We start from the raw sequence: 14560 nt of genomic DNA on the forward strand, positions 1-14560 counted from the left end.
TGCCATGTCGGGAGAACAACCACCGTCCAATCATCCGTCCGGGCCGGCGCAGCCGGCGCGAGCCGCGCTGCCCGGCTACCCGGCGGCGTCGCCACTGGACGCCGCCACCGGTGCACAGGCACTCGCGCTCCGCGGGCTGACCAAACGTTTCGGCGAGAAGATCGCCGTGGACGCCATCGATCTCGACGTGCCGGCCGGGTCGTTCTTCGGCCTGGTCGGTCCCAACGGGGCGGGCAAGACCACCACCTTGTCGATGGTCACCGGGCTGCTCCGCCCGGACGGCGGCCGGGCCTTCGTCGCCGGGGTTGACGTCTGGGCCGATCCGGTCACCGCCAAGACCAGGATGGGAGTGTTGCCGGACGGCCTGCGGCTGTTCGAGAGGCTTTCCGGGGCCGAGCTTCTGAGCTATCTGGGTCGGCTCCGGGGGATCCCGGCCGAGGTGGTTCGCGAGCGGGCGGCATCGCTGCTGGACGTACTGGATCTCGCGGAGGCGGGCAACAAACTGGTCGCCGACTATTCGACCGGCATGCGGAAGAAGATCACCCTGGCGGCCGCGCTGTTGCACTCGCCGCCGTTGCTGTTGCTGGATGAGCCGTTGGAGGCGGTGGACCCGATTTCGGCCAGGGCCATTCGCGGTGTGCTCACCCGGTATTGCGAATCCGGCGGGACGGTCATCTTCTCCTCCCACGTGATGGCGCTGGTCGAGGAGCTGTGCACGCATGTCGCGGTGATGGCCGCCGGCCGGATCGTCGCCTCCGGCGAGCTGGCGGTGGTCCGCGGTTCCGCGAAGTCCTTGGACGACGCCTTCTTCCACCTGATCGGCGGCCGCGAGCGTGAAACGGAGGGGCTGGCGTGGCTGCGGTCTTCGCAAGCCTGAAGTGGCGGCTGGTCACCAGCCGACTGCGCGTTCTCCCGCCCCGCAAACGGCTGCTGATGTTGCTCGGCCTCGGCGTGCTGGCCCTGCTGTTGATCGGGTTCGGGCTGCTGCTGGCACAACTGCGGACGCTGCCCGAGGCCGGCCTGCTGGTGGTCACCGGGCTGTTCTCGACGCAGTTGGTCGCCTGGATCCTCACCCCGCTGATCGCGTTCGGCGTCGACGAGACCGTCGACCCCGGCAGGTTCGCGATGCTGCCGATCCGGCCCCAGCAGTTGCAGCGCGGTCTGCTGATCTCGTCGCTGGTGGGCTACCTGCCGGTGGCGAACCTGATCGTGCTGGTCGGGGCCGCGATCGGTGTGTCGTACCGGAGCTGGATGATCCCGCTGGCGCTGGTCTGTGCGGCCGTCCAGCTCGTCACCTGCGTGGTCTTCTCCCGGGCCGCGGCCACCTCGATGGCCGCCCTGATGTCGTCCCGCCGGGGTCGGGACCTCGGGATGCTCGTCGGGTTCGGCGTGATCGTGCTGTACATGCTGACCAGCCTCACCCTCGGATCAGGGGATTCCAGCGGCATCGGCGCCGGCGCGGTCGCCATCACCGAGGCGCTGGCCTGGGGGCCGCCGGGTTCGCTCGCCTCGCTGCCGGCACTGATCGCCACCGGCCAGTGGAGCCGGGCGGCGGTAGCGGTCGTTGTCGCGGCGCTGTTCCTCGGGGCGGGCTGGTGGTGGTGGTCGGCAGCGCTGCGTCGCCGGTTGACCTCCGGCGAGTCCGAGACAACCGGGAGCGCCCCGTCCCGCGGCCTCGGCAATGCCGACGCCGTGGCCGGCACGGTGTCCGGGACGGCGCAGGTGATCGCCGGTCGCGACCTCACCCTGATGTGGCGCGATCCGATGCGCCGGATGCCGTGGTTGTTGTCGCTGTTGATGGCGATCGGCTGGCCGCTGCTGGTGTTCCGTGGTGCCGGCGCTGTCTACGGATGCGCCCTCGGTGCATTGCTGATCGGCACTCAGGCGGCCAACATGTACGGCTACGAAGGCTCCGGACTCTGGATGCACCTGGTGACCTTCGCGGACCGGGCCAGGGCCAGGGGCGAGGTGATCGGGCACGCGCTGAGCGTCGTCATCCCCGGTGTCCCGGTGATCGTGGTGAGCACCGTGACGGTCGCCGCGGTCCGGGACGACTGGGCCAACCTCCCGGGCGCGCTCGGGGTCGGGATCGCCGCCGTCGGGGGCGCCGTGGCCGTCGGTTGCTACCTGTCCGCCGTGGTGCCGTACGCGATGCCGCAGAGCCGCAAGTCGATCTTCGCCTCCAGCGTCGCCGGACAGAAGGGCATCACCGTCCGGGCGACCCTGGGCACCATGCTGGGTGCGATCGTGACGGCGTTGCCGGCGGTGGCCTTTGCGGCGCTGGCGCTGCTGGTCGCCCCGGGCTGGGGGTGGGCGGCACTGGGTGTCGGGCTGCTGCTTCCGCCGCTGCTGTTGACCTTCGCGACCCGGCTGACCGCCGAGAGGTACCTGGAATCAGCGCCGGAGATTCTGGCGGTCGTCAGCGCGGGCGACCGGGTCTGACGCCCGCCCCGGTGCGGGCCCGATCGAGACGGGTCGCTGATTCTGTTCGGGCACGACCCCGGGGATCCGGCCGTCCACGGCCCCGCCGCGGGGCGTGTCGGCGGCCGGCCCGGTGTCCTCGTCGGCCGCGGGTGCCGGCCGGCCCTCGGGATGCGGCGGGAAGTCCGCCGCACGGGTCCGGCCGGCCTCGGCGGCCGGCGGGGTGAGGTGTTCCGGGGCGGTACCGACCAGGCCGCGCACCTGGTCCAGATGAGCGGTCAGCGATCCGAGCTGGTCCAGCAGGTGCCGACGCAGCTCGGTGAGCTGGATGACGGCGGCATCGGCTTCGGCGACCCGGCGGCTGGCTTCGGCGGCCCCGGACTCGATCCGTCGGCGCGCCTCGGCGTCGGCCTCGGCGAGCTGCTGCCGGGACCGGCGGTCCGCGTCGGCCAGCTGCTCGTGTGACCGGCGATCGGCATCGGCCAGCTGCTCGCGCGATCTGTTCTCGGCGTCGTCCAGCCGGCGCCCGGCCTCCTCGATCGAGCTCCGTTCCCGTTCTGCCATGGTCTGGTGCGCCTCGGTCCGCCTGGCCGCCATGGTGATCTCGAAGTCCTCCTCGACCTCTCGGCGACGGGCCGCGGACTCGGCGTCGAGCCGGGCCGCTGCCGTGGTCGACGATTCGGTGAGCTCGGCGGCGGCCGCGGTGGCATCGCTGATCATCCGGTCGGCCTCGGCGCGGGCGGTCGAACTGAGCTCCTCGGCGGCGGTCCGGGCCTCCAACAGGGTGCGGGCCGCCACCGCCTTCGCCTCGCTGGTCATGGTCTCCGCCGCGGCAGCGGCCTCCTGTCGGGTCCGGTCGGCGTGCTGGCCGGCCTGCGCCACCACGGTGCGTACTTCGGCGGTGGCGGCCGCCCTGATCCGGTCCCGCTCGGCGGCGAATTCGGTTCGTTCGTCGGCCAGCCGTTGCTGATCCGCGGCCAGCTCTGCCCGCGCCTCGGCGACGGACGACTCCGCCGCAGCCCGGGTGGATGCCACCTCGGCGTCGGTGCGGCGGCGTAGTTCACTGGTCTCGGCCTCGGCGCGTCGGCGCAGCTCACCGGTTTCGGCGTCGGCCCGCTCCCGGATCTCGGTGGCATCGGCCTGGGCGGTCGCCCGTACCTCGGCGGCTTCCTCCTCGGCCAGCCTGATCAGCCGCTGCATGCGATCCGAGAGGCCGGCAACCGACATCGGCTCGAGGGCGTTGCGGTCCAACTGGGCGCGCATCGAGTCCGCCTCGGCCTGGGCGGCCGACAGTTGGCTGTTCAGCTCGGCGATCCGCTGGTTGGTGGCGTCCCGGTTGGCGGTGGCGATCCGCAGGTCGTACTCGAGTTGCTCCAGGTGTGCCGTCACCTGTTCGGGGGAGTAGCCGCGGCGCACCACGTCGAACGGTGCCTGGGTCGGCAGCCAGTCGTTGCCACTCATCGGCCCGCCCGCCGTTCGTCCCTCGCGCAGGCACCCCGTCCGGCGCCATTACTGGCTGGCGTGCGCTGGCTCATCGGCTCTCGGTGCCGTGGGCCGGCGCGCCGGAGCGCTCCGCCATCGGCTGGACGAGTTCCACCAGGACGCCGCCGGCGTCCTTCGGGTGGACGAAGTTGATCCGCGACCCGGCGGTGCCCGTTCGCGGTTCGTCGTAGAGCAGCCGCATGCCGGCGTCCCGCAGCGTGGCGGCGGCAGCAGCGACATCGGGCACCCGGAAGGCCAGCTGCTGCAGGCCCGGCCCGCTTCGATCGATGAATTTGCCGATCGATGAGTCCGGCGAGGTGGGCGCGATGAGCTGGAGCTGGGTGCCGTCATCGAAGGCGATCATCGCCTCGTCAACCTGCTGGTCGGGGTTCGTCTCGCGGTGCGCAACCCGGCCGCCGAACGGACCGGTGTACATGGTGATGGCCGCCTCCAGGTCGGGCACAGCGATCCCGACGTGGTCGATGGCGAGCACGTCGAGCCGGTCGGCGATAGTCATGTCCTTCACCGTAGCTGCCCGGACCGGGGAGACGGTGGAACGGCTCGACCTACCGGGCACCCGCGGGCAGTTGGTCGGCGCGCGGTGCGGGCGCGGCGAGCGCGGCGGCGGGCGAGGGCACCCGGCCGGGTAAGTTCGGGGCATGGGATCGACGGTGATCATTGCCGGGGCGCGGACCCCGATGGGACGGATGTCGGGTGGCTTGGCCGAGCGCACTGCTGTGCAGTTGGGTGGTGTCGCCATCGCCGGGGCGCTGGAGCGCTCCGGAGTGCCGCCGGCCGACGTGCAGTACGTCATTCTCGGCCAGGTGCTGCCGGCCGGCTGCGGTCAGATGCCGCCGCGGCAGGCCGCCGTTGCCGCCGGCATCTCGATGGACGTACCCGCGCTGGGCATCAGCAAGGTCTGCCTGTCGGGACTGGAAGCGATCGCGTTGGCCGACCAGCTGATCAGGGCCGGCGAGTTCACCACGGTGGTCGCCGGCGGCATGGAATCGATGACGAACGCCCCCCATCTACTGCCGCAGTCTCGCAAGGGTTTCAAATACGGTGACGTGACCCTGCTGGACCACATGGACTTCGACGGGTTGCGGGACGCCTTCGTCGGCGGCCCGATGGGCCGGCTCACCGAGGTGGTCAACGACAAGAACCCGATCAGCCGGCACGACCAGGATGCCTTCGCCGCCCGCTCGCACCAGCGGGCCGCCGCGGCGGTGGCGGCCGGGAAGTTCGAGGAGGAAATCGTCCCGGTGACCTATCGCGGCCGCAAGGGCGATGTCACGGTGACCGCTGACGAAGGGATCCGGCCGGACTCCACCGTCGAAACCCTTTCCACGCTCAAGCCTGCCTTCCGCCCGGACGGCACCATCACCGCCGGATCGGCGTCGCCGATCTCCGACGGCGCCTGTGCCGTGGTGGTGATGGCCAAGGAAGAAGCGCAGCGGCGGGGGCTGAGCTGGCTGGCCGAGATCGAGGCACACGGTGTGGTCGCCGGGCCCGACTCGTCGCTGCAGCTGCAGCCGTCGAACGCGATCCGGGCTGCTTGTGCCAAGGCGGGAATCGAGCCGTCCGCGCTGGATCTCATCGAGATCAACGAGGCGTTCGCTGCCGTCGGAATCGCCTCGACCGAAGATCTGGGTGTCTCGCCGGAGATCGTCAACGTGAACGGCGGCGCCATCGCCCTCGGCCATCCGATCGGCATGTCGGGTGCCCGGTTGGTGCTGACCCTGGCGCTGGAGCTGCGTCGTCGGGGCGGCGGCACCGGGGTGGCCGCACTGTGCGGCGGCGGTGGGCAGGGCGACGCGCTGATCATCTCGGTGCCGGCCGGCTGACAGCCGCAGTCGAGTGGCCGCCGTTCCGCGCGCCGAATAAACCTGTGGTGGGGTGCGGGCGGCTGTTAGTGTCCTGGGCGGCCTGGTCTCTGTCGGGGAGCCGGCCGTGACAGGAGGACATTCACTTCGATGGCGGACACCATCGTGGTCACCGATCTGGTCAAGTCCTACGAGTCCAAGAACGCCGTCGACGGGGTCACCTTCTCCGTGGCCGACGGTGAGTTCTTCGGGATTCTCGGGCCGAACGGAGCGGGCAAGACCACCACCCTGGAGATGATCGAGGGCCTGCGGGAGCCCGATTCCGGCAGCGTCTCGCTGCTCGGGATGAGCCCGTGGCCGCGGAACTCGAAGTTGCTGCCGCGGATCGGCGTGCAACTGCAGGCCTCGGCCTTCTTCGAACAGCTGACGGCCAGGGAACAGCTGCACACCTTCGTCGACCTGTACGGGCAGTCGATGGCCAGGGTCGATGAGCTGCTCGAGATGGTCGGGCTGCAGGACAAGGCGGGGACCAGGGCCGAGAAGCTGTCCGGTGGCCAGGCGCAGCGGCTGTCGATCGCCTGCTCGCTGGTCAACGATCCTGAGGTGGTGTTCCTGGACGAACCGACAGCGGCGCTCGATCCGCAGGCCAGGCGCAATCTGTGGGATGTGTTGCGGGACATCAACGATCGCGGCAAGACCGTGGTGCTGACGACTCACTACATGGATGAAGCAGAGTCGTTGTGCGACCGGGTGGCGATCATGGACAACGGCAAGATCCTGCAGCTCGGCCCGCCGGCTGTGCTGGTCCGCGGGCTGGACGCGCCGGTGCGGATCTCGGTGGAGCAGGCGGTGCTGGACGCCGATTCCGCCCGCGGGTTGCCGGGAGCCGACCAGGTCGAGCAGGACGGCAGCTCCACCATCATCACCACCAGGACCCCGTCGCCGGTACTCAGCGCCCTGGCCGAGCGGGACGCACTCGATGGCCTGCAGGTGCGCGGCGCCACCCTAGAGGACGTCTTCCTGGACCTGACCGGACGGGAGTACCGGGCATGAGGGCGTTCGTCAGCCTCGCCAGGGCGATGTTCAAGGGGTTCCTGCGGGATCGCACCAGTCTGTTCTTCACGCTGTTCTTCCCGCTGTTCTTCATCATCATCTTCGGCACCGTGTTCTCCGACCAGGGCGCCGCCAAGCAGAAGGTGGAGTTGGTCGGCGAGGTGCCGTTGATCAGTTCGCTGCCGGCCGATGCCAGGGCGGGCCTTGACGAGGTGTTCCAACTGAGCACCGGTGACGACCTGGGCGCCGCGGTGGAATCGGTCCGCAAGGGCGATCTGGCGGCGGCGGTGCAGCAGCAGGGCGACACCATCGAGGTGCACTACTCGGCGGCCGACCAGGTCGGCTCGGCGACCGTGCTCGGCGTGCTGAACTCCTTCATCGGGCAGGCGAACATCGCCGCCACCGGCTCGCCACCGAAATACACCCTGTCCCAACAAACCGTCGAGGACGCATCGCTGAAGGCGATCCAGTACGTCACGCCGGGCATGATCGGCTACGGCATCGCCATCGGTGCCACCTTCGGCGCGGCGATGACGCTGATCACCTGGCGAGACAAGAAGCTGTTGCGCCGCTTGCGATTGGCGCCGATCTCGACGGCATCGGTGGTCGGTTCCCGGGTGGTGGTTTCGCTGCTGGTCGCGCTGGTCCAGCTGGTCATCTTCATCGGGGTGGCGTCATTGCCGTTCCTCGGGCTCAAACTCACCGGTTCCTGGTGGATGGCGGTACCGCTGACGCTGGCCGGGACCTTGGCGTTCCTGTCGATCGGCCTGTTCGTCGGCGCCATCGCCAAGACCGCCGAGGGCGGGGCCGCGCTGGCCAACCTGATCACTCTGCCGATGGCGTTCCTGTCCGGGGCGTTCATCCCGTTGGAGGTGGCTCCCGGCTGGATCCAGGGGGTGGCCAAGGTGCTCCCGATGGGCTGGCTGGTGACCGGGCTGAAGGATGTGATGGTCCGCGGGCAGGGTCCGGGTGCTGCGCTGCTGCCGATCGCCATCCTGCTGGCCTTCTCCGTGGTGGTCGGCGCGATCGCCACCCGGTTCTTCAAGTGGGACAAGGCCTGACGCTTATCAACTTCTCATACGCTTCCGAACAAGGGCCGTTTGGGGCGGGTGTGACGGAAGTTAACGACTTCGCACGCGCCTGCGATGTTGATAAGCGGCCGGGGCGGGCTACTCGAAGTCGCCGGCCGCCTGCCGCACCTTGGTGAGCAGCCTGGTCAGTTCTGCCAGTTCCTTGTCCTGCAGGCCGACGAAGCCGAATTCGGCACCGGTCACCGCGGTGGTGGCCGCCGTCAGCCGCTCCCGGCCGGCGTCGGTCAACTCGACCAGGGTGGTCCGGCGGTCGTTGGGGTGCGGCAGCCGGCGGGCCAGGCCGTCGGCCTCCAGCCGGTCGACGATGTTGGTGATCGACGTCGGGTGCAGCTGCAGCCGCTCGCCCATCAGCCGCATCGGCAGCGACCCGCGGCTGCTGAACGACAGCAGCACCAGCGCCTCGTAGCGGGCGAAGGTCAGCCCGTGCGGCTTGAGCACGTCGTCGACCGTCGCCTGCAGGATCTGCTGAACCCGCATCACGTTGGTGACCGCAGCCATCGATGTGTTCGAGCCGATCCGTTCGCTCCAGGTCTGCGCCGCCTTGGCGATCGGGTCGAACGGAAGGGCTGTATTTCGGGCACCAGAACTCATCCGACGACCGTAGCAACCGCGGCCACCCGGCCCTTCGGCACCACCAGGGGCCGGACCTGCTTGCTGAGGTCGGGGCGTTACGGATGCTGCGGCGGCCGGGTGCTGCGCACGGAGACAGGGATGACGGGTGATCTGCGCGGCGCCCAGGCCGCCAGCCAGCCGGCACCCAGGGCACACACCCCGACCAACACCCAGGCCGCCCCGGCCAACGTTCCGATCGCGGCGACCACGGCGATGAGGCCGGGGCCGAGAATGCCGCCGGTGTCGGCCAGGAAACGCCAGGCACCCAGGAACTGCGGTCGGCCCACCGCCGGGGCAGCGTCACTGCCCAACGTCAGCACGATCCCCGACGACAATCCGTTGCCCACCGCCATCACACAGGCCACCAGACAGATGCTGACGGCGGTGTGTGCCAGCGGCAGCAGGCCGAGACCGACACCCATCAGCGCGACCGCCGGGACGGCGACGAACACCCGGCCGTAGCGGTCCATCACCGCACCGCCCGGGTAGACCAGGAGCAACTCGACACCGGAGGCGATGCCGAAGATCAGGCTGATGGTGGAGGCGTCCAGCTGCTGGGCCTGTGACCACAGCGGCAGGATGCTCTGCCGGGAGGCCCTTGCCGCCGAGATCAGCAGCACCCCGACCCCGATGGTGGCCAGCACCCGCAGGTGCCGGCGCACCACCCGGGCCAGAGTGACCGGGTCGGTGGCCGAGAGCTCGCCCGGCCGGGGTTCTGGCATCGGCAGTTCGGCCATCGTCAGGGTCAGCAGGCCGGCCGCCAGCCCGGTGCCGGCGGCGAACAGGAACACCGCGTGCAGCGAGAACGCCGAGACCAGGCCGGCGGCGATGAACGGCCCGAAGAACAGCCCGATCCGGAACGTGCCGCCCAGGCTGGACAAAGCTCGTGCGCGGTAGCGGACCGGGATGGCCGTCGTCATCCAGGTGTGCCGGGCCAGGTTGAACACCGCGGCTGCCATCCCGTCGACGAAGACGGCGATCGCCAGTACCAGCAGCGAATGGGCGAAGTAGGCGACCGTCATCGAGGCGGCGTCGACCAGGCTGGCCAGCAGCAGCGCCCGCCGTTCGCCGAGTCTGGCGGCGATCACTCCGGCGGGCAGATCACCGATCAATTGCCCGAAGGCCGTCAGACCGACGACCAGGGCGGCCGTTGCGACCCCGGCGCCGAGGTCGATGGCCGCCAGCGCGACGATCGGGGCGAGCGCGCCATAGCCCAGCGACGCCAGCGCAGTCGGGCCGTATGCCGGCACCAGGATCGGGCGCCAACGGAACTCCCCGGCCGTCGTGCTCATCGCCGTCAACCTATGCCCGCCGCCGCCAGGACCCGACGGCGGGACCGGGCGGCGGGACCGGACGGCAGGACCGGACGGGCGGGCCGGACGGAGGGACCGGACGGGGCCGGGCGAGCTGGTGCAGGTCGGCGGCCGACGGCAACCGGTCAGCCGAGGGCGAACGGTGCACGGTCGCGTGGAACGATGGAGCCATGACTCGTCCGACGCCACCGAGGACCAGCAGCGCCCGCCCCGGCGGGCCACCACCAGCCGCCCAGGCGGTGAGCGCCGCCTTCGCCGGCGCGATCGATCTGAGCCCGCTGGCCAACCGACCGCCCCCGGCCGGAGCCGGGCAACCGCGGCCGGTAGACAACGGCGGGGCTGACGCCTTCGGCCCCGCAGCGGCTGACGGATCGGTGGACGGCGGATCGGTCGGCGAAGGCTCGGCCGGTGCGCGGTCGCCGTTCGTCGTCGACGTCACCGAGGAGACCTTCCAGCAGATCGTCGAGGCGTCGGCGGAGGTGCTGGTGGTGATCGACCTGTGGGCCACCTGGTGCGAGCCGTGTAAGCAGTTGTCGCCGGTGCTGGAGAAAATGGCCGGCGCCGCCGGCGGTTCGTGGATCCTGGCCAAAGTGGACGTGGACGCCAACCCCCGGATCGCGCAGGCGTTCGGCGTTCAGTCGATCCCCACTGTCGTTGCTCTCGCCGCCGGCCAGCCGGTGGACGCGTTCGCCGGGGCGCAGCCGGAACCGCAGGTGCGGCAATGGATCTCTGGCCTACTGGCTTCGCTGCGGGACAAGCTGCCGGGGATCAAGGCGGCCGAGGATACTAACGGCGGCCCGCCGCCGGAGCCGGAGGATCCGCGATTCACCGCCGCCGAGGAGTTACTGGCCCAGGAGCGTTATGAAGAGGCTGCGGCCGCCTACCAGCAGATCCTGAATACCGAACCGGCCAACGCCGATGCCGCCGCCGCGCTGGCATCGGCCACCTTCCTGGCCAGGGTGTCGGCACTGTCGCCGACCGCGGTGGCGGCGGCAGATGCGGCGCCGGACGACGCCAAGGCCCAGCGCGATGCGGCGGACGTCGAACTCGCCGGTGGAGACCCGGCGGCGGCCTTCGGCCGGTTGATCGCGGCGATCAAACGGGCGGATCCGGACCAGCGGACCGAGCTGCGGGAGCACCTGATCGGGCTGTTCACCATCTTCGGTGTCGACGACCCGGAAGTGGTCGCGGCCAGGCGGGCGCTGGCCGCCGCGCTCTACTGACCCCTTCGCGGGTCCTACGGCGGTTATCGGGCGGTTCCGGGTTGCCATAACGACACCGGGGGACCGCGAACCGGGTGCGGGCTTCGGGTCAGCCGCAGGCGTCCAACCCGCGGTCGAAGCCGTCGGCGTAGCCGGCCAGATCGGCGAAGGTCGAGCCCGGGCGGGCGCGGATCAGATCCATGCCCTCGTCCGCGTCGCCCGGCCATGACCCGAGCCCGCCGGCCGGGGCATGGCCGAAGACCGCCGCGGTCCAGGCCCCGGCAAAGCAGGCGGCGCCGGCGCTGTCCGGGTATCGGCTGCGGCCGATCGCGAATACCGTCGCGGTGGCCTCCGCGAACTGTCCGTAGGGTCGGGCCGCTACCAGGTCGGCGTCGGCCGCCTCGGCGTCACGGTCGAGGTCCTCCCGGCCCGCCGGCGCCGTTGGGTTCCACTCCCGGACCGACTCGTCGGCGGCGGCGGCCACGGCCGCGCTGTCCGGATAGCGGGCGGATTGCTGTTGGTGGGTACCGTCTTTGCCCAACGTCAGAGCCAACTCCGGCACGGTCATCGCGTGGCAGGCGGCAGCGCCGCCACGCATCCCGGTCAGGACGAACCGGAGCCGGTCCAACCCCAGCCCGTGCGCCAGCGAGTCGGCGGCCGGGGAGTCGGCCGCCGGTGAGTCGGCCCCGTCCCGGAAATCCAGCAGCGGCGACACCGCGGACGTCAGCAGCCCGGCGGGCAATCGCAGTCGGCGGGACTGCCCGCTGGCCGCCCACTGCAGGAAGGCGCCGGCCGCGCAGTCGGCCTGGGCCTCGACCAGGATCTGCGGGTAGCGGTCCGGGTCGGCCTGCTGCTGATCCTGGGTAGGACCGATCCTGGCCTGCACGGCGTGGCCGAACTCGTGGGCCAGCGAGGCGGCCAGCCCGCCGACGCCGTAGCGATCGACCAGCACCGGCACCAGTGCGGCGGCGTCGACCACGATGCCGTCCTGGACCGGACAGTAGAAGGCGTTCCCGGACAGCGAACCGGCGGCGCACATCGACGCGGGCGTGCCGGTGGTGTCGGCGGAGTCGATCAGGGCGTAGCCGCCCTTGAGCGCGGTGAAACGATCGCCCAACTGCGTCCGCCAGAAGTCCTGCAGGTCGGACAGGATGCCGGCCACCTGCGCGGCCGCCGGTGCCGACACCACATCCGGAGCCTGGGTGATCCGCACGGCGCTGGCCGTGGTGTCGACACCGGCCGCCGATTCGGCCGTTCCGGCCACCGGCTTCGCGCAGCCGACCAGCAGACCGGAGACGGCCAGCACGGTCAGCGCTGCCGTGCCGATCAGCCTTCGGCGTCGGGCGTGAACCACAGTGCCGCCAGCGGCGGGAGGGTGACGGTGGCGTGTGCTGGCTGGCCGTGCCAGTCGCCGGGCTCCGCCTTGATCAGTCCGAGATTGCCGACGCCGGAACCGCCGTAGATCTCCGAATCGGTGTTGACCACCTCGCGCCACGAGCCGGCTCGCGGCAGACCGATCCGGTAGCCCTCATGCGGTTGCGCCGACATGTTCAGCGCACAGGCCAGCACGCTGCTGTCGCTGCCCCAGCGCAAATAGCTGAAGACGTTGCCGTCGCGGTCGTTGGCGTCGATCCACTGGAAGCCGGCCGAGCTGAAGTCCTGGGTGTACAGCGCCGGTGAGCCGGCGTAGACCCGGTTCAGATCGCCGATCAGCGACCGGATCCCGCTGTGCAACGGGTCGCCGAGCAGCGACCAGTCGATCGAGCCGTCCGCGTTCCACTCCCGCGGATCGCCGATCTCGCCGCCCATGAACAACAGCTGTTTGCCCGGATGGGCCCACATGTGCGCGTAGTAGGCGCGCAGGGTGGCGGCCTTGCGCCACGGGTCCCCTGGCACCTTGCCCCACAGGGATCCCTTGCCGTGCACCACTTCGTCGTGCGACAGCGGCAGGGTGAACTGTTCGGAGAAGGCGTACATCAAGGAAAACGTCATCTCGTTGTGGTGCCAGGACCGGTGCACGGGATCCCTGGCGATGTAGCCGAGGGTGTCGTGCATCCAGCCCATGTTCCACTTCAGGTGGAAGCCAAGGCCACCCAAATGGGTCGGCCGGGTGACGCCCGGCCATGCTGTCGATTCCTCGGCGATCATCACCGTGCCCGGCACCCGCTTGCCGACGGTGGCGTTGACCTCCTGCAGCATCGAGACGGCCTCCAGATTCTCGTTGCCGCCGTAGATGTTCGGTGCCCACTCGCCCGGTTCACGGCTGTAGTCCAGGTAGAGCATCGATGCCACCGCGTCGACCCGCAGCCCGTCGACGTGGAACAGCTCCAACCAGTACACCGCATTGGCCACCAGGAAATTTCGCACCTCGTTCCGACCGAAATCGAAAACCAGTGTGCCCCAGTCCTTCTGTTCGCCCCGCCGGGGATCGGCGTGCTCGTACAGCGGTGTCCCGTCGAATCGGGCCAGCGCCCATTCGTCCTTCGGGAAGTGGGCCGGCACCCAGTCCAGGATCACCCCGATCCCGGCCTGGTGCAGCCGGTCGACCAGGTAGCGGAAGTCGTCCTGCGACCCGAACCGGGGGTCCGGGGCGTAGTACGAGGTGACCTGGTAGCCCCAGGATCCGGCGAACGGATGCGCGGCCAGCGGCAGGAATTCCACGTGGGTGAAGCGGGTCTGCGCCAGATCGGTGATCAGCGCGTCGGCCAACTCCCGATAGTTCAGACCTGGGCGCCAGGAACCGACGTGCACCTCGTAGATCGACATCGGGCGGGCAAGCGCATCCTGCGCCGCCCGCTGCTCGAGCCACTCCGCATCGCCCCAGGTGTAGTCGGAGCTGGCCACCACCGATGCGGTAGCCGGCGGCACCTCGGCGCCGAAGGCCATCGGGTCGGCCTTGGTGTGCCAGACCCCGTCGGGCCCGAGAAGGACGAACTTGTAGCGGGTGCCGGCGCCGACACCGGGGACGAACAACTCCCACACGCCGGAGCTGCCGAGCGATCGCATCGGAGTACCTGCGCCCGACCAGTAGTCGAAGTCGCCGGACACCCGCACCCCTCTGGCGTTCGGCGCCCAGACCGCGAACGAGGTGCCGGTCACCTCCCCGTTGGGCGTCGAGTAGCTGCGTAGGTGGGCGCCGAGCACTTCCCAGAGCTGCTCGTGCCGGCCCTCGCCGATCAGGTGCAGGTCCATCTCGCCAAGGGTCGGCAGCCAACGGTAGGGATCGTCGACCTCGTAGACGGCGTCCGGGCCGTAGTCGACCCGCAGCCGGTAGTCCTGCAGCGGCGGAGGCACGGTGACGGCGAAGATGCCGCCGTGCACGTGTTCCATCGGCTGCTCGCCGCCCGCGATCAGCACGGTTACGGCCTTCGCATGGTGCCGCAACGTCCGGATCACGATGCTGCCGTCCGGTTGCACGTGCGCCCCGAGAATGCCGTGCGGGTCGAAGGTGTCGCCGCCGATCACCTTCTCCAGCTCCGCCACGGACGGGCCGGCCGGTGCCGGCGGGACGGCGGGGGACGGTGGTGTGGTCGGGGCCGGCACCGAAGCAGCGGGGACCGAGG

General features: G+C 70.4%; 12 protein-coding genes. 6 read left to right on the forward strand and 6 right to left on the reverse strand.

Features of this window, described 5'->3' with window-relative positions; all coding sequences use genetic code 11:
• The first annotated feature begins 4 nt into the window (after positions 1 to 4).
• The gene (locus K340_RS0103650) at positions 5 to 877 is read left to right on the forward strand and encodes an ABC transporter ATP-binding protein (RefSeq protein WP_084614013.1); all 873 of its coding nucleotides are present in this window, start codon (positions 5 to 7) and stop codon (positions 875 to 877) included.
• Complete coding sequence (locus K340_RS0103655) at positions 853 to 2442, forward strand: hypothetical protein (protein ID WP_029135706.1); 1590 nt, start codon at positions 853 to 855, stop codon at positions 2440 to 2442. Before K340_RS0103650 ends, K340_RS0103655 begins: the two co-directional genes overlap by 25 nt.
• Here the strand turns inward: K340_RS0103655 and K340_RS0103660 are convergent.
• Positions 2395 to 3882, reverse strand: a complete 1488-nt coding sequence (locus K340_RS0103660) for a hypothetical protein (protein WP_029135707.1) — start codon at positions 3880 to 3882, stop codon at positions 2395 to 2397. The genes K340_RS0103655 and K340_RS0103660 overlap by 48 nt on opposite strands.
• A 70-nt stretch (positions 3883 to 3952) precedes the next feature.
• Positions 3953 to 4420, reverse strand: a complete 468-nt coding sequence (gene mce / locus K340_RS0103665; protein WP_029135708.1) for a methylmalonyl-CoA epimerase — start codon at positions 4418 to 4420, stop codon at positions 3953 to 3955.
• Positions 4421 to 4562: 142 nt separating this feature from the next.
• Here mce and K340_RS0103675 point away from each other — a divergent pair, with 142 nt between their 5' ends.
• The 3 genes from K340_RS0103675 (at position 4563) to K340_RS0103685 (ending at position 7840) form a co-directional block, all read left to right on the forward strand.
• Positions 4563 to 5747, forward strand: a complete 1185-nt coding sequence (locus K340_RS0103675; RefSeq protein ID WP_029135709.1) for an acetyl-CoA C-acetyltransferase — start codon at positions 4563 to 4565, stop codon at positions 5745 to 5747.
• 129 nt (positions 5748 to 5876) lie between these two features.
• Positions 5877 to 6779: an ABC transporter ATP-binding protein gene (locus K340_RS0103680; protein ID WP_029135710.1), complete on the forward strand. Its 903-nt coding sequence runs from the start codon at positions 5877 to 5879 to the stop codon at positions 6777 to 6779.
• Positions 6776 to 7840: an ABC transporter permease gene (locus K340_RS0103685; protein WP_029135711.1), complete on the forward strand. Its 1065-nt coding sequence runs from the start codon at positions 6776 to 6778 to the stop codon at positions 7838 to 7840. The genes K340_RS0103680 and K340_RS0103685 overlap by 4 nt, the downstream gene beginning before the upstream one ends.
• Positions 7841 to 7948: 108 nt before the next feature.
• On the opposite strand, the gene K340_RS37230 is transcribed toward K340_RS0103685, so the two are convergent.
• Positions 7949 to 8461, reverse strand: coding sequence for a MarR family winged helix-turn-helix transcriptional regulator (locus tag K340_RS37230; protein ID WP_029135712.1), 513 nt, complete (start codon positions 8459 to 8461; stop codon positions 7949 to 7951).
• 77 nt (positions 8462 to 8538) lie between these two features.
• A complete protein-coding gene (locus K340_RS0103695) occupies positions 8539 to 9774 on the reverse strand; it encodes an MFS transporter (RefSeq protein ID WP_029135713.1) in 1236 nt (411 codons plus the stop codon).
• 191 nt (positions 9775 to 9965) lie between these two features.
• Between K340_RS0103695 and K340_RS0103700 the strand changes: the two genes are divergently transcribed.
• Complete coding sequence (locus K340_RS0103700; RefSeq protein ID WP_084614014.1) at positions 9966 to 11018, forward strand: thioredoxin family protein; 1053 nt, start codon at positions 9966 to 9968, stop codon at positions 11016 to 11018.
• Positions 11019 to 11106: 88 nt separating this feature from the next.
• Here the strand turns inward: K340_RS0103700 and K340_RS0103705 are convergent, their stop codons facing one another.
• Both K340_RS0103705 and glgB read right to left on the reverse strand, forming a co-directional pair.
• Positions 11107 to 12351 (reverse strand): neutral zinc metallopeptidase, encoded by a 1245-nt coding sequence (locus K340_RS0103705; protein WP_029135715.1) that lies wholly within the window; start codon positions 12349 to 12351, stop codon positions 11107 to 11109.
• Positions 12324 to 14540 (reverse strand): 1,4-alpha-glucan branching protein GlgB, encoded by a 2217-nt coding sequence (gene glgB / locus K340_RS0103710; protein WP_029135716.1) that lies wholly within the window; start codon positions 14538 to 14540, stop codon positions 12324 to 12326. Before glgB ends, K340_RS0103705 begins: the two co-directional genes overlap by 28 nt.
• Positions 14541 to 14560: the final 20 nt, after the last annotated feature.

This window comes from Nakamurella lactea DSM 19367, assembly GCF_000426645.1.
GTDB lineage: Bacteria > Actinomycetota > Actinomycetes > Mycobacteriales > Nakamurellaceae > Nakamurella > Nakamurella lactea.

What these genes read in the sequence shown, in the direction of transcription:
- K340_RS0103660 (WP_029135707.1), bottom strand. Translation starts at nt 3,882, where the DNA reads ATGAGTGGCAACGACTGGCTGCCGACCCAGGCACCGTTCGACGTGGTG.
- K340_RS0103675 (WP_029135709.1), top strand. Translation starts at nt 4,563, where the DNA reads ATGGGATCGACGGTGATCATTGCCGGGGCGCGGACCCCGATGGGACGG.
- K340_RS37230 (WP_029135712.1), bottom strand. Translation starts at nt 8,461, where the DNA reads ATGAGTTCTGGTGCCCGAAATACAGCCCTTCCGTTCGACCCGATCGCC.
- K340_RS0103700 (WP_084614014.1), top strand. Translation starts at nt 9,966, where the DNA reads ATGACTCGTCCGACGCCACCGAGGACCAGCAGCGCCCGCCCCGGCGGG.
- K340_RS0103650 (WP_084614013.1), top strand. Translation starts at nt 5, where the DNA reads ATGTCGGGAGAACAACCACCGTCCAATCATCCGTCCGGGCCGGCGCAG.
- K340_RS0103685 (WP_029135711.1), top strand. Translation starts at nt 6,776, where the DNA reads ATGAGGGCGTTCGTCAGCCTCGCCAGGGCGATGTTCAAGGGGTTCCTG.
- mce (WP_029135708.1), bottom strand. Translation starts at nt 4,420, where the DNA reads ATGACTATCGCCGACCGGCTCGACGTGCTCGCCATCGACCACGTCGGG.
- K340_RS0103695 (WP_029135713.1), bottom strand. Translation starts at nt 9,774, where the DNA reads ATGAGCACGACGGCCGGGGAGTTCCGTTGGCGCCCGATCCTGGTGCCG.
- K340_RS0103680 (WP_029135710.1), top strand. Translation starts at nt 5,877, where the DNA reads ATGGCGGACACCATCGTGGTCACCGATCTGGTCAAGTCCTACGAGTCC.